At 53.1% G+C, this 18,586-nt stretch carries 21 protein-coding genes and 1 pseudogene; 10 read left to right on the forward strand and 12 right to left on the reverse strand.

Annotated elements, in window-relative coordinates; genetic code table 11:
- Positions 1-9 precede the first annotated feature (9 nt).
- Positions 10-648, reverse strand: coding sequence for an outer membrane protein OmpW (ompW, locus tag ACSEMK_RS12790; RefSeq protein WP_045374891.1), 639 nt, complete (start codon positions 646-648; stop codon positions 10-12).
- A gap of 269 nt (positions 649-917) precedes the next feature.
- On the opposite strand from ompW, the gene ACSEMK_RS12795 reads away from it, so the two are divergent.
- The 4 genes from ACSEMK_RS12795 (at position 918) to yciA (ending at position 3,267) form a co-directional block, all read left to right on the forward strand.
- Entirely contained in the window at positions 918-1,331 is a 414-nt protein-coding gene (locus ACSEMK_RS12795) for a YkgJ family cysteine cluster protein (RefSeq protein ID WP_087859356.1), read from the forward strand.
- Positions 1,332-1,358: 27 nt separating this feature from the next.
- Complete coding sequence (locus tag ACSEMK_RS12800) at positions 1,359-2,102, forward strand: YciC family protein (protein ID WP_045387665.1); 744 nt, start codon at positions 1,359-1,361, stop codon at positions 2,100-2,102.
- A gap of 51 nt (positions 2,103-2,153) precedes the next feature.
- Entirely contained in the window at positions 2,154-2,693 is a 540-nt protein-coding gene (locus ACSEMK_RS12805) for a septation protein A (protein ID WP_015366196.1), read from the forward strand.
- A gap of 175 nt (positions 2,694-2,868) precedes the next feature.
- Positions 2,869-3,267 (forward strand): acyl-CoA thioester hydrolase YciA, encoded by a 399-nt coding sequence (gene yciA / locus ACSEMK_RS12810; protein ID WP_015705756.1) that lies wholly within the window; start codon positions 2,869-2,871, stop codon positions 3,265-3,267.
- Positions 3,268-3,300: 33 nt separating this feature from the next.
- Here yciA and ACSEMK_RS12815 read toward each other — a convergent pair whose 3' ends face one another.
- Positions 3,301-3,837, reverse strand: a complete 537-nt coding sequence (locus ACSEMK_RS12815; RefSeq protein WP_047045057.1) for a YniB family protein — start codon at positions 3,835-3,837, stop codon at positions 3,301-3,303.
- A 151-nt stretch (positions 3,838-3,988) separates the two neighbouring features.
- Here ACSEMK_RS12815 and hxpB point away from each other — a divergent pair, with 151 nt between their 5' ends.
- The 3 genes from hxpB to ACSEMK_RS12830 all read left to right on the forward strand — a co-directional run bounded on the left by hxpB (position 3,989) and on the right by ACSEMK_RS12830 (position 6,900).
- The gene (hxpB, locus tag ACSEMK_RS12820; protein WP_087859353.1) at positions 3,989-4,657 is read left to right on the forward strand and encodes a hexitol phosphatase HxpB; all 669 of its coding nucleotides are present in this window, start codon (positions 3,989-3,991) and stop codon (positions 4,655-4,657) included.
- 127 nt (positions 4,658-4,784) lie between these two features.
- Positions 4,785-5,375: a metal-dependent hydrolase gene (locus ACSEMK_RS12825; protein ID WP_015705758.1), complete on the forward strand. Its 591-nt coding sequence runs from the start codon at positions 4,785-4,787 to the stop codon at positions 5,373-5,375.
- Between the two features lie 133 nt (positions 5,376-5,508).
- Complete coding sequence (locus ACSEMK_RS12830; RefSeq protein ID WP_015366191.1) at positions 5,509-6,900, forward strand: L-cystine transporter; 1,392 nt, start codon at positions 5,509-5,511, stop codon at positions 6,898-6,900.
- A 56-nt stretch (positions 6,901-6,956) separates the two neighbouring features.
- On the opposite strand, the gene cedA is transcribed toward ACSEMK_RS12830, so the two are convergent.
- On the reverse strand, positions 6,957-7,196 hold the full coding sequence (cedA, locus tag ACSEMK_RS12835; RefSeq protein ID WP_259678455.1) for a cell division activator CedA: 240 nt from the start codon (positions 7,194-7,196) through the stop codon (positions 6,957-6,959).
- A gap of 205 nt (positions 7,197-7,401) precedes the next feature.
- On the opposite strand from cedA, the gene katE reads away from it, so the two are divergent.
- Entirely contained in the window at positions 7,402-9,660 is a 2,259-nt protein-coding gene (gene katE, locus ACSEMK_RS12840) for a catalase HPII (protein ID WP_430914503.1), read from the forward strand.
- Positions 9,661-9,701: 41 nt separating this feature from the next.
- Here katE and chbG read toward each other — a convergent pair whose 3' ends face one another.
- The 8 genes and pseudogenes from chbG to osmE form a co-directional block, all read right to left on the reverse strand.
- Positions 9,702-10,460, reverse strand: coding sequence for a chitin disaccharide deacetylase (chbG, locus tag ACSEMK_RS12845; RefSeq protein ID WP_308958475.1), 759 nt, complete (start codon positions 10,458-10,460; stop codon positions 9,702-9,704).
- Between the two features lie 12 nt (positions 10,461-10,472).
- Positions 10,473-11,819, reverse strand: a complete 1,347-nt coding sequence (locus ACSEMK_RS12850; protein WP_430914504.1) for a 6-phospho-beta-glucosidase — start codon at positions 11,817-11,819, stop codon at positions 10,473-10,475.
- Positions 11,820-11,921: 102 nt separating this feature from the next.
- Positions 11,922-12,761, reverse strand: a complete 840-nt coding sequence (gene chbR, locus ACSEMK_RS12855; RefSeq protein WP_045393229.1) for a transcriptional regulator ChbR — start codon at positions 12,759-12,761, stop codon at positions 11,922-11,924.
- A gap of 12 nt (positions 12,762-12,773) precedes the next feature.
- Positions 12,774-13,121, reverse strand: coding sequence for a PTS N,N'-diacetylchitobiose transporter subunit IIA (gene chbA / locus ACSEMK_RS12860; RefSeq protein ID WP_015366185.1), 348 nt, complete (start codon positions 13,119-13,121; stop codon positions 12,774-12,776).
- A gap of 52 nt (positions 13,122-13,173) precedes the next feature.
- Entirely contained in the window at positions 13,174-14,532 is a 1,359-nt protein-coding gene (gene chbC / locus ACSEMK_RS12865) for a PTS N,N'-diacetylchitobiose transporter subunit IIC (RefSeq protein WP_015366184.1), read from the reverse strand.
- 11 nt (positions 14,533-14,543) lie between these two features.
- Positions 14,544-14,609, reverse strand: a pseudogene (locus tag ACSEMK_RS12870) (hypothetical protein); the annotation flags it as partial.
- 70 nt (positions 14,610-14,679) lie between these two features.
- Complete coding sequence (gene chbB / locus ACSEMK_RS12875; RefSeq protein ID WP_308958488.1) at positions 14,680-15,015, reverse strand: PTS N,N'-diacetylchitobiose transporter subunit IIB; 336 nt, start codon at positions 15,013-15,015, stop codon at positions 14,680-14,682.
- A 260-nt stretch (positions 15,016-15,275) separates the two neighbouring features.
- Positions 15,276-15,614 carry an osmotically-inducible lipoprotein OsmE gene (osmE, locus tag ACSEMK_RS12880; protein ID WP_045393231.1) on the reverse strand — a complete coding sequence of 113 codons (339 nt, stop codon included), beginning with the start codon at positions 15,612-15,614 and terminating at the stop codon, positions 15,276-15,278.
- Positions 15,615-15,909: 295 nt separating this feature from the next.
- Here osmE and nadE point away from each other — a divergent pair, with 295 nt between their 5' ends.
- Positions 15,910-16,737 (forward strand): ammonia-dependent NAD(+) synthetase, encoded by an 828-nt coding sequence (gene nadE / locus ACSEMK_RS12885; protein WP_045393234.1) that lies wholly within the window; start codon positions 15,910-15,912, stop codon positions 16,735-16,737.
- A 101-nt stretch (positions 16,738-16,838) separates the two neighbouring features.
- Positions 16,839-17,702: an excinuclease Cho gene (cho, locus tag ACSEMK_RS12890; protein WP_430914505.1), complete on the forward strand. Its 864-nt coding sequence runs from the start codon at positions 16,839-16,841 to the stop codon at positions 17,700-17,702.
- Between the two features lie 92 nt (positions 17,703-17,794).
- Here cho and spy read toward each other — a convergent pair whose 3' ends face one another.
- Entirely contained in the window at positions 17,795-18,277 is a 483-nt protein-coding gene (gene spy / locus ACSEMK_RS12895; protein WP_015366179.1) for an ATP-independent periplasmic protein-refolding chaperone Spy, read from the reverse strand.
- Positions 18,278-18,586 lie beyond the last annotated feature (309 nt).

An 18,586-nucleotide genomic window follows, 5' to 3' on the forward strand; every position in this document is an offset into this window, starting at 1 on the left:
TATAAAGCATTAGAAGCGATAACCAGCAGAGAACATAAACACCCACGGATCCAGACGGGTACTGACTTTCTGGTCAACGCCGTTGGCTTTGAATTTCACATCGGTGTCGATATCCATGTACCAGACCGACATGTTCAGCAGCCAGTTGCGGTCAATCAGATAATCCAGACCAACCTGTCCTGCCGCGCCCCATGAATCCTTCAGACTCAGGTCGGAAAGCCCGGCGTCCTTACCGGTATCGTTGAAATCATTGTTAAAGAAGGTCGTATAGTTAATACCGGCGCCGATATACGGGCGCACTTTGCTTTGCGCATCGCCAAAGTACCACTGCGCCATCAGCGTCGGCGGCAACTGGTGTACGGTGGCGATAGTGCCGGTCGGCCCGGTACCGACCTTGTGGCGGAACGGCGTTGCCGCCAGCAGTTCGATACCGATATTGTCGGTCGCCATGTAAGTAAAGGTTAAACCTAACTGGGTGTTATTACTGACGTTAAAACCGCCGAGGCTACCCAGCACGTTGTCAGAACCCTCAGTGGGGCGAACCGTCGCCGAGCCCGCGCGAATAAAAAATTCCCCCGCTTCATGCGCCCAGGCGCTACCACCAGAAAGCGTACCTAAGATCAATGCCGCCGCTGCTATTTTCTTCATATCCATGTCCCCATTATGGTTTTTATCAGCGGCTGCAAATATACCTACAATGAGTTAGCTTTGATCTGTTTTAGATCACACCAGGCCATTAGATTTAACATTTATTGATCCAGATTAATTTTTGCAGCAGTTAGTAACGTACTGATTCGTCTTTACATCAATTTTTACCCATGAGAAAAATTTTTGCTTGCCCCTCTTGTCGCCGATCGTGCGGATAGCTAATTTAATTGCCGACAATTTGTGTTGATGCGTTTTTTTCAGGTGTAATTATGAGTGAAATCAACCCGTGCATGACGTGCGGTGCCTGTTGTGCGTATTTTCGAGTCTCCTTCTACTGGGCTGAAGCCGACGACGCCGGCGGCGTGGTACCCACACAGCTCACCGAACCCCTTACCCCTTTTCTGCGCTGCATGAGCGGTACCAATCAGCGGCAAAGCCGCTGTACCGCCTTAAGCGGTGAAATCGGCGAATCGGTGCACTGCACCATCTATCATCAGCGGCCTTCCCCCTGCCGCGAGTTTGCCATGTCAGGCGAAGGCGGCGAACTCAACGAAGCGTGCGATCGCGCCCGTGCCCGCTACGGCCTGCCGCCGCTGGGAACTCTTTACAAAGATATACCTACCGTGACCTCGGCAGAGACTGCTACCCAACCACGTTTTGCGGTACAATCCCCGGCTAGTTAAAACACCTGCAAGACTCAAGGAGAATGCATGTCTATCACGGCGAAGTCCGTCTACCGTGACACGGGGAATTTTTTTCGTAATCAGTTCGTTACTATTCTGCTGATTGCGTTGTTATGCGCGTTCATCACGGTAGTCATTGGCCATGCCTTTTCGCCCAGCGACGAGCAGTTATCGATTCTCAGCGAGGGCGATAACCTCGTGGGCAGCGCCGGCTTGTTTGAGCTGGTGCAGAACATGACGCCGGAACAGCAGCAGATCCTGCTGCGCGCGTCGGCGGCCTCAACCTTCTCGGGCCTGGTGGGGAATGCCATCCTCGTCGGCGGCGTACTCTTGCTGATTCAGCTGATCTCCGCCGGGCATCGCGTCAGCGCGCTGCGGGCAATCGGCGCGGCGGCGCCGGTTCTGCCGAAGCTATTGCTGCTTATTCTGTTCACCACCTTCGTGGTACAGATGGGGATGATGCTGGTGCTGGTGCCGGGCGTGCTGCTGGCGATCGTCCTGGCATTCGCGCCGGTGATGCTGGTGCAGGATAAAATCGGCATCTTTAGCGCAATGCGCGGCAGTATGCGTCTGGCGTGGGCGAACATGCGCCTGGTGGCGCCAGCGGTACTCGGCTGGCTGCTGGCAAAAACGGCGCTACTGCTGCTTGCTTCAAGCTTTGCAACGCTGTCGCCCAACGTTGCCGCCGTGGTCATTAATACCATCAGCAATCTGTTCTCTGCGCTGTTGCTGATCTATTTGTTCCGCTTGTATATGCTTATTCGCAACTAACTTTAATCAGGGCCGGTCATTCCGGCCCTTCCTGAACGACGGAATTGATGTATGAAGCAGTTTCTCGATTTTTTACCGCTGGTAGTCTTCTTCGCTTTTTATAAGATTTACGATATCTACGCCGCAACCACCGCGCTGATCGTCGCCACCGCGGTAGTCCTCATTTATAGCTGGGTGCGCTATCGTAAAGTTGAAAAGATGGCGTTGATCACTTTTGTGCTGGTCGCCGTATTCGGCGGGCTGACAATCTTCTTCCACAACGATGAATTTATTAAGTGGAAAGTGACCGTCATCTACGCCCTGTTTGCCGGCGCCCTGCTGTTCAGCCAGTGGGTAATGAAAAAGCCGCTGATCCAACGCATGCTTGGTAAAGAGCTGACGCTGCCGCAGCAGGTGTGGTCACGGCTGAATCTGGCCTGGGCGCTGTTCTTCATTCTCTGCGGGCTGGCCAATATCTACATCGCGTTCTGGCTGCCGCAGAATATCTGGGTCAACTTCAAAGTCTTCGGTTTAACGGCATTGACCCTGGTCTTTACCCTGTTGAGCGGCGTTTATATCTACCGCCACATGCCGCAGGACGATAAGCACTAATACCGTTCACCGGTACGCGCTAGCCGGCGCGTGCCGCCTTCTGTTATCAACTCGCAATCCGACCTTAACCAAAACCCCGTTTTAACCGTACCGACGGGCGTATTCCCCTATTCTCTCTGCGCCGTTTTCATAGTAGCATCGCGCCTGATCTTCTTTGACTAGTACAGAGTATAGAATGACAACAACAGATCTCGCCCCGAAGGGCGAATTGGTTTTACGCACCCTGGCCATGCCGGCGGATACCAACGCGAACGGCGATATTTTTGGCGGCTGGCTGATGTCGCAGATGGATATCGGCGGCGCGATTATGGCCAAAGAGATTGCCCGCGGCCGCGTTGTGACCGTCCGTGTTGATGGTATGACTTTTTTACGCCCGGTCGCCGTTGGCGATGTCGTGTGCTGCTATGCCCGCTGCGTAAAACGCGGCAACACCTCAATCACCATTAATATTGAGGTATGGGTGAAAAAAGTATCGACGGAACCACTGGGCCAGCGTTACAAGGCGACGGAAGCCCTGTTTATTTATGTGGCGGTAGACAATGAAGGCAAGCCGCGAGCGCTGCCTGCCGAGTAGGAAATTGCCCGGTTCGCCGGGCAGCTCTTCTGCTTAAAGGAAACCCAACAGCGAGAAGAAAATATAACCAATCACAATCACCACAATCGGCAGTACGTACAGCGTGAAATACTGCTTCAGGATCGTATGACGCGGTACGACAATACGTTCGGCAAGCTGTTCACGAGAAAGGCCTTCCGCTCCTTTAGCCTGTTCCAGAATCAACTGATCTTCCACACCTTCGCGTAGAAACTTCGCCTGGCGGGCCATTCGCGCGCCGGAAGCCTGCAACGCCATGCCGACAAACACCAGCGCGTAGATAATCCAGAAACCGATGTTCAACGCATGTTTGAACTCCGGCAGCGGCGAGTTGTACCAGAAGAAATTCAGGAACGGCGTATTAAAACGCACCATCTCAATCATCAGGTGGGCGAAGTCCATCATCACCGCATCAATACCCGGTTTCTTTTCGCTATGCTCGTACATAAATTTCAGTACGGAAATCAGCGTAGACAGCACGGCTGGAATGAAGATGACCCATCCCAAAATGCGTTTAATGACCGCAATGCGTCCAGCTTGTTGATACGTCATGAGTTCCCCTTGTTTAAAACGCCAGACTCTTCATGCCGACCTAGAGTCAGGTATAAGTCTATCTTCGTCAGCGAATTTCGCCTGCTTAAGCGCGGTATGATATACCATATGGACAATTTCGTTATCTACTTACGCCAATGGAGAGGAACTTATGTCAGCGAAGCGCCAGATTCTTGCCGCTATTTTCGATATGGATGGCCTGCTTATCGATTCAGAGCCGCTATGGGACCGCGCAGAGCTGGAGGTACTGGACAGCCTCGGAGTGGATATTAGCCGCCGTGATGAATTACCGGACCTGCTGGGGCTGCGCATCGACCTGGTGGTTGATTTGTGGTTTGCGCAACAGCCCTGGCGAGGCCCGGATCGCGCTGAGGTAACCGCCAGCATTATCCGCAGGGCCATTCAACTGGTCGAGGAGTCACGGCCGCTGCTGCCCGGCGTGCGTGAAGCCGTGGCATTGTGTAAGGCCGAAGGACTAAAAATCGGCCTCGCTTCCGCGTCGCCGCTGCATATGCTGGAAAAAGTGCTGGAGATGTTTGAACTGCGCGACCAGTTTGACGCGCTGGCTTCCGCCGAGCACCTGCCATACAGTAAACCGCACCCCCAGGTCTATCTCGATTGCGCCGCTAAGCTTGGCGTCGCGCCGATGGCCTGCGTGGCGCTGGAGGATTCAGTTAACGGTATGATTGCCAGCAAAGCGGCGCGTATGCGTTCGATTGTCGTTCCGGAAGCAGAAAACAGCCGCGATCCGCGCTTCGTACTGGCCGATGTGAAACTGGCGTCTCTGCAGCAGCTGACGGTAGCGGACCTGCGCGGCTAAGCGACGTGCGCAGGCATGGGTGTCGTCAAAATATGTCAACCTTGTGACAAAGAGTTACACCGTCACCTCTTCCGTATACTGTATAAAAACCCTATACTGTATGAATTGACAGTTTAGGGTTTTTATCATGACGGCGGAAGGCCACCTCTTCTTTTCTATCGCCTGTGCGGTATTTGCAAAAAATGCAGAACTAACCCCCGTGCTGGCGCAGGGGGACTGGTGGCATATCGTTCCTTCCGCCGTGCTAACCTGCCTGCTGCCCGACATCGACCATCCAAAATCTTTCCTCGGGCAGCGCTTAAGCTGGGTCTCGAAACCGGTAGCGCGCGCCTTTGGCCACCGCGGTTTTACCCACAGTCTGCTGGCGGTATTCGGCGCGCTGGCGCTGTTCTACCTGAAAGTACCTGAGAGCTGGATTATCCCAGCGGATGCGCTGCAGGGTTTAGTGCTGGGCTACCTCAGTCATATACTTGCAGATATGCTCACCCCGGCTGGCGTACCGCTGCTGTGGCCGTGCCGCTGGCGGTTCCGCCTACCAATCCTCGCGCCGCGCAAAGGCAATCAGCTAGAACGCGCGCTGTGCATGGCGCTGTTCATTTACGCCGTCTGGATGCCGCAGAGCATGGCCGAAAATAGCGCCGTGCGCTGGTCATCAAATATGATTAATTCGCTGCAAATAACCTTTAATCGCTTTATTAACCATCAGGCTGAACGATAAATACGCTAAATGGTTTTTTGGTTATAACCCATTCCATTTGAGTATAAGAAAGCAATAAGGCCTTCTGCTACTCTTGGCGCCATAAGAGTTGGTTTCAGACCAACCCAGGTAACAAGATATCAGGAGAACGGGGATGAATTTTCCATTAATAGCGAACGTTGTCGTGTTCGCGGTTTTACTGTTTGCGCTGGCTCAAACCCGCCACAAACAGTGGAGCCTCGCTAAAAAAGTACTGGTCGGTCTCGTTATCGGCGTTATCTTTGGTCTCGGCCTGCAGCTGGTTTACGGCTCCGACAGCCAGGTTCTGAAAGATTCTATTCAGTGGTTCAATATCGTCGGTAACGGTTATGTGCAGCTGCTGCAGATGATCGTCATGCCGCTGGTCTTCGCCTCAATTCTGAGCGCGGTGGCTCGTCTGCACAATGCCTCACAGCTGGGTAAAATCAGTTTCCTGAGTATTGGTACGCTGTTGTTCACCACTCTCATCGCCGCGCTGGTCGGCGTGCTGGTGACCAACCTGTTTGGCCTCACCGCTGAAGGCCTGGTGCAGGGCAGCGCGGAAACCGCCCGTCTGAACGCCATCCAAAGCAACTATGTCGGTAAAGTATCAGATCTGAGCGTTCCGCAGCTGATCCTGTCGTTTGTGCCGAAGAACCCGTTTGCCGATCTGACCGGCGCGAACCCGACTTCTATCATCAGCATCGTTATCTTCTCGGCGTTCCTTGGCGTTGCGGCGCTGAAGCTGCTGAAAGACGATGTGGAGAAAGGTCAACGCGTGCTGACCGCCATCGACACGCTGCAGGGCTGGGTGATGAAGCTGGTGCGTCTGGTGATGCAGCTGACCCCATACGGCGTGCTGGCGCTGATGACCAAAGTGGTTGCCGGCTCCAACCTGCACGACATCATCAAGCTCGGCGGTTTCGTCGTGGCTTCTTACATCGCGTTGGGCATCATGTTTGTGGTGCACGGTCTGCTGTTAGCCGTCAATGGCGTCAGTCCGCTGAAGTATTTCCGTAAAGTCTGGCCGGTGATTACCTTCGCCTTCACCAGCCGTTCCAGCGCGGCTTCTATTCCGCTGAACGTGGAAGCGCAGACGCGCCGTCTGGGTGTACCAGAATCTATTGCCAGCTTCTCCGCCTCATTCGGCGCGACGATTGGTCAGAACGGCTGCGCCGGTATCTATCCGGCAATGCTGGCGGTAATGGTAGCCCCGACGGTTGGCATCAACCCGTTGGATCCAATGTGGATTGCCACCCTCGTGGGTATCGTCACCGTGAGCTCCGCGGGCGTAGCCGGCGTTGGCGGCGGCGCCACCTTCGCGGCATTGATCGTGCTGCCGGCGATGGGTCTGCCGGTCACATTGGTCGCACTGTTGATTTCCGTCGAGCCGCTGATTGATATGGGCCGTACCGCCCTTAACGTTAACGGCTCAATGACCGCCGGCACGCTGACCAGCCAGTGGCTGCGCCAGACGGATAAAGCTATCCTCGATAGCGAAGAAGACGCCGAGCTGGCGCATCGCTAACGTTAACAGCCACAAAAAAGCCGCTGAAATTCAGCGGCTTTTTTTTGCCTACAAGCTCAAGCCTCTATTTCACCATCCTGGCGTATCTGATTAGCCCAACGCTGCGCCGATTCCGGCACGGTGAACGCCGGAGAACGGCGGAAACGCTCGCCCATCAGTACAAAGGCGACATACTTGCCCCGCAATATCCAGACATCGCGAAAATGGTCCATTTTAACGGCATGATCCGGCGGCGCAGGCTCGACGCGCGGCACGTAGCTAATGACAGGGCGATTTTGTTGGCGCAATGTTTTCATAACAGATGGATTCACTAAGCAAAGCGGGAACATAAACCCCTATCATAGCCGATCGCCCCCCTTTTCGTCGCCCCTCCTGGCACGATGCGCATTTTAGGATAACTCCATTCCTTTCAGAGCGGCATCCTCAGCACAATGTTCTATAGTTAGAAGGGTTTTGGTTTAGCAACGACCACTTTTAGCAATGAAAGCAGGAGACGAGCAGATGTCAGAAAAGCACCACGACCCACACAGCCGACAGGCTCCGGTACACGATAGAGATGAAGCAAAACCGGGCCTCGATTCACTGGCGCCAGAAGATCGCGAGTGGCGCCCTACTCCCCAGCCAACCGCGCCCGGGGAGGAACCGACGGCGCCGGGTAGCCTGAAAGCGCCGGATACCCACAGCATAAAATTAGATACCCTCGAGCCGCAGCGTAAAGGTGGTGAAAACTTTCCGCTGACCACCAATCAGGGGGTACGCATCGCCGACGATCAAAACTCGTTGCGCGCCGGCAACCGCGGGCCAACGTTGCTGGAAGATTTTATCTTACGTGAGAAAATTACCCATTTTGACCATGAACGCATTCCCGAGCGTATCGTTCATGCTCGCGGTTCCGCCGCACACGGCTATTTCCAGCCTTACAAAAGCCTGAAAGAGATTACCAAAGCCGATTTTCTGTCCGCACCGGAAAAAATCACCCCCGTTTTTGTCCGCTTCTCTACCGTTCAGGGCGGCGCGGGTTCAGCCGATACCGTGCGCGATATCCGCGGCTTCGCCACCAAATTCTATACCGAAGAGGGCATTTTCGATCTGGTGGGCAACAACACGCCAATTTTCTTTATCCAGGATGCGATTAAATTTCCCGACTTTGTCCATGCGGTGAAACCTGAACCGCACTGGGCAATCCCACAGGGACAAAGCGCTCATGACACCTTCTGGGATTATGTTTCGCTACAGCCGGAAACGCTGCATAACGTGATGTGGGCCATGTCAGACCGCGGCTTACCGCGCAGTTATCGTACGATGGAAGGTTTCGGCATTCATACCTTCCGCCTGATCAACGCCGAAGGCAAAGCCACCTTTGTGCGCTTCCACTGGAAACCGGTGGCCGGTAAAGCATCGCTGGTGTGGGATGAGGCGCAGAAATTGACCGGCCGCGATCCGGACTTCCATCGTCGCGATTTATGGGAAGCCATTGAGGCTGGCGATTATCCGGAGTTTGAGCTCGGCTTGCAGTTAATTCCGGAGGAAAACGAGTTCGATTTCGACTTCGATCTGCTGGATCCGACCAAGCTCATTCCGGAAGCGCTGGTACCCGTACAACGAGTCGGCAAAATGGTGCTTAACCGTAACCCCGACAACTTCTTCGCTGAAAACGAACAGGCGGCATTCCATCCTGGTCATATTGTGCCGGGTATCGATTTTAGTAACGACCCGCTGCTGCAAGGGCGACTTTTCTCCTATACCGATACGCAAATTAGCCGCCTCGGCGGGCCAAATTTCCACGAAATTCCAATTAACCGCCCCACCTGCCCGTATCATAATTTCCAGCGTGACGGCATGCACCGAATGGAGATTGATACCAATCCGGCAAACTATGAGCCTAACTCTATCAACGATAACTGGCCTCGCGAAACACCGCCGGCGCCGAAACGCGGCGGCTTTGAATCGCTGGCGGAACGCGTTGATGGCGAGAAAATCCGTAACCGTAGTCCCTCCTTCGGCGAATACTACGCCCAACCTCGCCTGTTCTGGCTCAGCCAGACGCCGATCGAGCAACAGCACATTATCGGCGGCTTTAGTTTTGAGCTGAGCAAAGTGGTGAGAGTTTGGATCCGCGAGCGGGTGGTCGATCATCTGGCGCATATTGATATCGGGCTGGCGGAAGCGGTAGCCAACAATCTCGGTATCGAACTCAGCGATGAGCAGCGGAATATTGCTCCACCAGCGCCGGTTAACGGCGTGGAGAAAGATCCTACCCTCAGTCTTTACGCCGATGGCGATGGCGATGTAAAAGGGCGAATTGTCGCGGTATTACTCAATGAGAAGACCTGCGCGCAGGATGTACTCAACCTGTTGCAGGCGCTGCAGGCCAGAGGCGTCCACAGCAAACTGCTCTATTCGCGTATGGGCGAAGTCAGCGCCGATGATGGATCGCAGCTACCGATCGCCGGAACCTTCGCCGGCTCGCCATCGTTGACGGTTGATGCGGTTATTGTTCCCGGCGGCGACCTGAGCAGCATCAGCGATAACGGCGATGCCCGCTACTACCTGCTGGAAGCCTATAAGCATCTGAAGCCCATTTTACTGGCGGGCGATGCGCGGCAGTTTAGTTCGCTGCTACAGGTGCCCGCTGCGGGTGAAGAAGGGGTTATCGAATGTGACGCGATTAATACGCTTAGCGTCGATAAGCTGCTGACGCTACTGGCCGCGCATCGCGTCTGGTCCAGAAGCAGTAAAGTTGCGGCCATACCCGCATAGTAAAAAGCCCGGCAGTTCATGGCTGCCGGGCTTTCCTCTCTTTATACGTCGCGATAGTTTCCGAGCCTGTAGCCGCGTTCCGCGATCGCGTATTTCAGTTCGCCGGACGTCAGCACGTCCAGTTCGGTCAGCCGCGGATAGCAGTAAGCGCTGCCCATAATGGTGTTATCGACAAATGCCGGATGACACATCACTTCCAGCGAGTTTTCTTGCCGTTCGAGCGATGCATCCAGCGTTTGCAGGAACAGCGCTTGTGAAACCGCTTCACCGTAAAATTCGCTGCTGAAGCCATCGCTACTGCGCGCCGCATCCTGGTCGAGGCCATTTAGCGCCGCCACCTGACGATCGATACGCAAAGCGATGCCCTTTTCGCGCGCAAAGGCGGCGACGATGGGGTAGATCTGCGCAATCATATGCACATGGTGGTGACTGTCGATGTGCGTCGGTTCGCAACCAAACAGTTCGATAAAACGCCGGTACTGACACTCCAGTTCATGGGCGATCTCATCCAGCGGTAGGCTGTCCTCTTCCGCCATCTGCCAAATCCATTTGCCCAACCGCCCGTCGCGGGTTAACCCCGGCATCACCGATAATGGCTCGCCCAGCGTCAACACAAAGTGCATGCCCACCGCCAGCTCGGGCAGGCTGCGGCTTAATTGGGCGGCGTGGCCGATAGCCGCGCCGTTGACCAACGCTGTGGTCGACGTCACCAGTCCATTCTTGCAGGCTTCGATAATGCCGTAATTCTGCCCTTTGCTCAGGCCATAATCATCGGCGTTAACGATCAATACGCGTTCCATCGGCCGCTCCCATTACTGTTTCAGTTTTTCGATAGTCGCTGCAAAATTCGGCAGCCACTTCTCATGGGCGAGGATCATCTCCCGCGCCAGCTGCTCGGCATCGCGATCCGAATGAATCAGCGGGCTTAAATTGAGCGCCAGCAGCACATCATTGAGCTCGCCGCTCATTGCCGCCTGGCTGGCCGCCACTTCAAAGCCTTTGATGGTATAAATCAGTCCCAGCACTTTTTCATCAAAATGCGTGATTCGCGGCGTGGGTTTCGCGCCGTCGCGGCCCAGCGTACAGGTCATTTCTACCGCCCAGTCGGCCGGAATATTATCAACATGGCCATGGTGCGGAATATTCACATAGTGCTCGGCCTGCTTATCATTGTAGATGGCGTTAATCACCTCGCAGGCGGCATCAGAGTAGTAAGCTCCGCCACGCTGTTCAAGCTCCTTCGGCTTAATGTTCAGATCCGGATTTTTGTAAAGTTCGAACAGCTGCTTTTCAACCTTCTGCACCACCTGAGCGCGCGCGCCGCCTTTGTAGTACTCACCCATCTCAATCGCCAGCATCTCTTTCGGCTTGAAGTAATAAAGCAGATACGAGCATGGGATCAGGCGCAGTGAGCGAATCAATCCTTCGCTAAACGGCAGATCGAAGATATTTTTCACAGAGTTCGCGGTCAGGCGGCCTGAAGCCACACCGTCCAGCAGTTCATCGAAGCGCGACACGCCATTGACCAGTACATCGCGAACAAATACCAGGTGGTTAAGACCGAACAGATCGATATTCAGCTCATCGCTCAGATTCAGTTGCAGCACATCGGTAATAAACATCTTCATACCGATTGGAATGTTGCACACGCCGATAAAGCGCTTGAAGTTGGTGTGGCGGTAAACCGCCTCGGTGACCATACCCGCCGGGTTGGTAAAGTTAATGATCCACGCATCGGGGCAAATTTCCTGCACATCTTTGACGATATCGAAAATCACCGGGATGGTACGCAGACCTTTAAACAGACCGCCCGCACCGTTGGTTTCCTGGCCCAGATAGCCGTGGCTTAGCGGGATACGTTCATCTTTTTCACGCGCTTTCAGCTGGCCAACGCGCAGCTGCGTGGTGACGAAATCCGCCCCTTCCAGCGCCGCGCGGCGATCCAGCGTTTTGTAGACTTTCATCGGCACGCCGGCTTTTTCTACCATCCGCTGGCACAGCGCATGGATGATATCGAGCTTCTCCTGCCCTTCTTCCACGTCCACCAGCCACAGTTCCGTTACCGGCAGCTCATGATAGCGTTTGAGAAAACCTTCCAGTAATTCCGGGGTATAGCTGCTACCGCCGCCGATAGTCACGACTTTTAATTTCTGGCTCATATCTTTCTCCCTTAGGCGCTACGCGTAGACGTAGACCGCTCTCCGCATAAATGCGGACGGTTAACTTGAATGAATAAACCGCGCGGTAAATACCGCTGCGAGTTAATTAATATTGGTCAGCTGTTTACGATAACTGCTTGGCGTGAATGAGGTCAGCTTCTTGAAAGTTTTAATAAACAGACTTGGGCTGCTATATCCTGATTCATACGCAATATCAGTGACCGAATAGTTGGTGATTTCCAGCTGTTTTTTCGCGAAATTGATGCGGATATCATTAATGATCTGCATCGGCGTCTTACCATAATAGCGCTGGGTCGCCCGGGTTAAATATTCTTGCGTTTTCCCGGACAATTGCACCATATTTTCCAGCGCGCTTTCGCCAAATTTATTTTTATCGTGCATATCCTCTACGGTATTTTTCAGCCAGTGAGGAATCACATCTTCAACGGGCTCTTCACGATAATGACGTAAGCGGTTAATGGTGTAAAACGAGACCAGTTCAATAAACTCGTCAAATTCAGTCTCGCGAAAATTCAGTGAAGCAATAACCGACTCGATATAACTGAGAAAGGCGCTTTGCACCGCATAGACCTGAGAGGCGACCAGACCGAACGGCAGCAGTGGCAGATAATGTTTCTCAAAGAAGCGTCTGCTGATGCCAACGTTAAGAATGCGCGTCGCACCAAACTCGTAAAAGCTCTGATGGTGCGACCCCATTGGGATGAAGACAAAGTCCCCGCGCTCCAGCAACACCCGTTTGCCATTAATTTCCTGATAATAGCGCCCGGTTAAAACGATAGTGAATTCGTAGTAATCATGCTGGTGAAGCCCGCTCACGCTCTCCGTTTTGTTATAGATGACCACATGAAAGTTTTTCCCATTGAAGAGCTGTTGTTCCCTGGCGGTACTGATCTCGGTGGTCATCATTTTCGGCTGCCTCATCGTTCGGATAGCCTATTGTACCTTCTCATGCAGCTCGATCAATTCGGCCACCAGTTCACGGGCCAGCATTGAGGTCATCAGATGATCCTGCGCATGAACCAGCACCAGACTTACCTTCATCTTGCCCTCGCCTTCATCACTTTCAATCAGCTGGGTCTGGACGCGATGCGCTTCGCTCAGCGCCATCCGCGATTGCTCCATCATCGATTTCGCGGCGGCGAAATCCCCCTGCTTTGCCTGCTTCAGCGCCGCATAAGCCAGGCTACGCGCCTGCCCGGAGTTGATAATCAGCCCCATCACCACCTCTTCGAGGTCATTTTCCGGGGTTTCTACCGCGTCGATGTTATCCAGATCAAACATAATATTTCCCTCGTTTCTCAGGCGGTACGGGGTGAACCCGTACCGCTCGACATCAGAATTTCAGTGCGTTAGCAATATCTTCTTCGCTCTCTTCCTGCTCGATGGTGCTCTGCGCTTTGTTCGACAGGATGACGAACGGCAGGTACACGGCAGTAGCGACACAAAGGTTGAAGAGCGCGACCAGCAGGGCAGCAACGCTACCGTTACTGTTAAAGAAAGCGCCCAAACCGGTTGGCATCGTCCAAGGCGCCAGGTTGGTCACCGGTGGGATAATGCCGAGGCTGTAAGCGGCCAGCGTAATCGCGGCCAGAATCGGTTGTACCAGCACGAACGGGATGAACATAACCGGGTTCATGATGATCGGCAGACCGAACAGAATCGGTTCGTTAATCTGGAAGATGCCTGACGGCAGCGCCAGCTTAGCGACCTGACGATGATCGGCGCGGCGAGAAGCGATGAAGATGGCGATAATCAGACCCAGCGTCGCACCGGAACCACCCAGCAGGATGTAGGAGTCGAGCATCGGCTTCGCCCAGAAGTGGAACTGTTTGCCGGCTTCGATGGCCGCGTCGACAGAACCATACTGGTTATACAGCGCGATGTTTTCCAGCGCCCACGGCGTCATAATACCGTTATCCAGCGCAGTCAGCGCTAGCGAGCCGTGCACCCCGAAGAACCACAGCAGGGAGTTAAAGATAACGTACGCCCAGCCAACGACGCTGCCCATCGCCGCCAGCGGCGTGGAGATGGAGTCCATGATGATCTGATGGAAGTTGCTGCCGTAGTTTGACAGAATCCACGAAATAATGCCGAAGACTGACAAAATCAGGAAGCCCGGGATCAGCGCCGAGAAGGAACGTGATACCGATGACGGTACGCTATCCGGCAGTTTGATGACCCAGTTACGGCGAATAACAAAGGTGAACAGTTCCGCTACCACCAGGCCGATAATCATCCCGGAGATGATGTTCTGCCCGCCGAGCCAGTTGGCGCCGACGGCGTAGGCTTCACCCACGCTATAAGGCGTGACGGTCATAAAGGCGGCAACCGCCAGCAGACCTGCTGCCATGGGGTCGACTTTACGCTCCTCGGCCAGCGCGGCGCCGATAAAGAACGGCGCCATCAGCGACATAATGCCCAATGTACCGTTGTAGACATTACCGCCGATGGCTTTAAAGCCGTTTAAGGTTTCAATAGTGGAGGCATCCAGACGAATCCCCATTGAATAAAAGAAAGAACCTTCACCAAAGCTCAGAAAAACGTTGTTGATTAATACGAACATGGCCCCGGCGAGGGTCAGCGGCATTAATTTAATAAAGCCGTTTTTAATCGCATTAATGTGCGGTTGCTTTCCTATTTTAACTGCAAAAGGAAGGAGTACCTTTTCAAGCGAATCGATCACTTTACTCATAGTCAATACCCTTAAAAGCCGCAATAAAATATTACGGCGATGATGTATGAAATTACTCTTTGACGGGAAAATAAACTGTTGAATATAGTGGCGGCTAGTATTAATTAACGACCAGACGCCAGAATATCGCGAGTTTAAAAAATAAAATTATTGTGCAGCAGCTTTCTTAATGGCCGCGACGGCCGCTTTCAATACACCTAAGCCATCAACTTTACCGTACAGAATCGAATCAATTACCTCTACCGGTTTGTTCGGCAGTAGCCGTTGAATTTCCGGCAACATATAAGCAATTTGTGGCCCTAATAATACGACATCCGCTTCCGGACCTTTTTCGCCGGCCAGCGTTTCAGGATACGCTTCAATAATAACCGGGACCTCATACTTTTCCGCCTGGGCGCGCATTTTGGAGACCAGTAATGAAGTGGACATGCCAGCCGAGCAGAACAGATAGATATGTTTCTTTTCCATGAACGCTTCCTCAATGTGTAGGACCTGGGCTTCAGCACTGGCTGAGAGCCGGTAAGACTGGTAACTTTCGGTTAGTTTTGTTTATGCATTGAGTATACGGCAACATTTGGCGGCAGGATAATTCCCTGTTGAACAGAATTGTCTCTCATTGACCTCGCGTTTTGACTACCCTCACATTTCCCCCAAATAATTCGCGCAATTAAATAAGCATTAGCCGCCATAAAAAAGCCCGACCAATGGTCGGGCTTTCGTAGCTCTCAGCTTATGACGCGTAGTTATTTGCTGTTACGTGGATCGGTGTCGTACTCGGCGCAGGTCTGGTAGCCAGAGTTCATCACGTGACCGGTTTCGTCCAGCGCGACAAAGTAGGTTTCAATTTTACCATCCCGTTGACCCAGGATATAAGTCTGGCAGGTTCCGCGCGCGTGGATCATGGTGACTTCAGACGACGGTTTACCGGCAATCTGCATAACCTGGCTGCGGGTCATGCCTTTTTTGACATCCTTAACAACTGGCTGTGTGAACTGGTCTTTGGTGCGGTCATAGGCCGTACACCCTGCCAGCATGGTTAATACTGCCGCTGCGCCCATCAATCCTGCTAATTTTTTGTTCATATTCCGTCCTCATTATGTAATCGGCGTGTTTTAAGCCTGGAATAAAAAGCGTTATTTTTCAAGCCAAACGTCGAATCCATGTAAATTCAGAACTTTTCTGGTAACCAGATATGTGCAAAAAAACAGCGACGGAACGAACTCCTCTACAGACTTCCTGACACACCATAAGTAAAGACTATGACATTGGCTGCCTTCTTTTCCGTCAGTCAGCGGTACCAGCCTTGTCGTTTCAGCAGCAAAGAGGTAGTTTTAGACCATGCTGGTTGCCATACAGGCTCACTTTCCGGAGGGCGTAATGACGCTTCAACAACAAATTATTCAGGCGCTGGGCGCGAAGCCGCAGATTGATGTCGAAGGCGAAATTCGCCGCAGCGTGGATTTCCTGAAATCCTATCTGCAGACCTATCCGTTCATTAAATCACTGGTGCTCGGGATTAGCGGCGGTCAGGATTCGACCCTTACCGGCAAACTCTGTCAGATGGCGATCGATGAGCTGCGGGCTGAAAGCGGCGATCGGAGCCTGCAATTTATCGCCGTGCGCCTGCCCTATGGCGTCCAGGCCGATGAGCAGGATTGCCAGGATGCCATCGAATTTATCCAACCTGACCGCGTGCTGACCGTCAATATCAAAGGCGCGGTGCTGGCCAGCGAGCAGGCGTTGCGAGAAGCGGGTATTGAGCTGAGCGATTTTGTTCGCGGCAACGAGAAAGCCCGTGAGCGAATGAAAGCGCAATACAGTATCGCCGGTATGACCAAAGGCGTGGTCGTGGGAACTGATCATGCCGCAGAAGCGATCACCGGCTTCTTTACGAAATACGGCGATGGCGGAACCGACATTAACCCTATCTTCCGCCTCAATAAACGTCAGGGCAAACAGCTATTGGCTCAGCTGGGCTGTCCTGAGCACCTTTATATGAAGCAGCCGACCGCCGATCTCGAAGATGACCGCCCTTCTCTGCCGGATGAAGTCGCGCTAGGCGTGACCTACGAAAACATTGATGACTATCTGGAAGGCAAAACCCTGGACGAGAACATCGCCAAAACCATCGAAGGCTGGTATCTGAAAACCGAGCATAAGCGCCGCCCACCAATTACCGTTTTCGACGATTTCTGGAAGAAGTAACTATTCCCCAACACCCCGGCCAGTGCCGGGGTTATTTTTTGTCCTTTTCGCCGCAAAATTCGCCTGCTATACTGGATACATAAACAGTACCAGGAGTTGTTGTGGCCAGAAAGCAATCAGCCCCGCGTCTGGAATTTGAGGCGGCGGCAATCTATGAGTATCCCGAACATTTGCGCCCATGGCTGGAGGCCTTGCCAAAGCTGCCGGGGGTATATCAGTTTCATGGTGAAAGCGAAACATTGCCGCTTTATATCGGTAAGAGCGTGAATATCCGCAGCCGGGTGCTGTCGCACTTGCGTACCGCTGACGAAGCCTCCATGCTGCGGCAGGCGCGGCGCATCAGCTGGCAACGCACCGCCGGGGAATTAGGCGCGCTGTTACTTGAAGCGCGGTTGATTAAAGAACAGCAGCCGCTGTTTAATAAACGACTGCGGCGTAATAAGCAGCTCTGCTCCTGGCTGCTGGAGGCGGGTAAACCGCAAATTGTGTATGCGCGAGAAGTCGATTTCTCCCATCAACAGCACCTCTACGGCCTGTTCGCTAACCGCCGCGCGGCATTACAGGCGCTACAAACCATCGCCGATGAGCACCGTCTGTGCTATGGCATTCTGGGGCTGGAGCCGCTGAGTCGCGGGCGCGCCTGTTTTCGTTCCGCACTGGGGCGCTGCGCCGGCGCCTGCTGTGGTAAAGAGAGCGTCGAAGATCATAACCAGCGGCTGCTGGCGCAAATGAGTAAACTTCAGCTGGTGTGCTGGCCGTGGGCGGGTCCGGTGGCGCTGGAAGAGCGCGGCCCGGATATGGTTCAGTACCATATCATTCATAACTGGCTGTGGCTGGGCGCGGTAGATTCACTGGCGCAAGCCGCTAAACTCACCACACTGCCTGCCGGTTTCGATCACGATGGCTACAAGATTCTTTGTAAGCCATTGCTCAGCGGTGAGTATCCGCTGCACCTTCTTGGCTAATGATATCGCAAACGTAAAAAACCGCCGGCCCTGCCCAAAGCCTTAATGGCAATGATTGGGCAAGACCGGCGGTCTTCATTTCGCGCGCTGAGTTACTCAGCAGGTGCAGGCATTTTACCTTCCGGCGCTTTACGTTCTGTCAGATGCTTCTCAAAATTCGCATTGAACTGTTTTTTCTGTTCCGGCGTCAGGATGTTGTAAATCTTGTTCTGGGTTTCCATGCGGGAAAGCATCATCTCTTTATGCTGTGCTTCCATCTTATCAATCTGCGCGCTGGCTTTCGCTTTGTCGAAAGTATCGCTGGCGATCAGATCGTGCATGGCGCGACGTTCGTCAAGGGACGGACGTTTCATGTTCTGGCGTTGGCTTTTCATGATGTCGCGAACCTGCTGCTTTTGCGCATCGGTCAGGTTCAGGTCTTTGAACATCATATCGTGATGACCCGGCATACCTTTATGGTGCATCATCGGTTTGCTGTCGGTTTGGGTGGTAGCGGTAGTATCGGCTGCGTGAGCCAGGTTAGCAGCACCCAGAGCCAGAGTAGAGGCAACAAACAGAGCAGTAATCTTCTTCATGGTTATGTCCTTACTATCAGTTATTCTGACGGCGCATTGCCGTGTTGACGAGATTAACTTTACGCGCTTTATCGTCAATTAGTCAGTGCAAGCGTAAAACAATGAAAGTGTAAAAAACATTTTCTCACCAATTGTGGAGAAAATAAGGAAAATGAGGAGGGATATGCAACAAAAAATAAATAACAAGCTGTTTTATAAGGAAACTGTGAAGATTATAAAACAGTAGAGATTAAAAACAAAGCATTTAACCAGGAATAATCCGCAAACCATATCAATGGCACAAATAAATAAGATCGGCGTACAGCGATA

This window comes from Klebsiella sp. K-3 (assembly GCF_051207495.1).
GTDB classification, from domain to species: Bacteria; Pseudomonadota; Gammaproteobacteria; order Enterobacterales; family Enterobacteriaceae; genus Klebsiella; species Klebsiella aerogenes.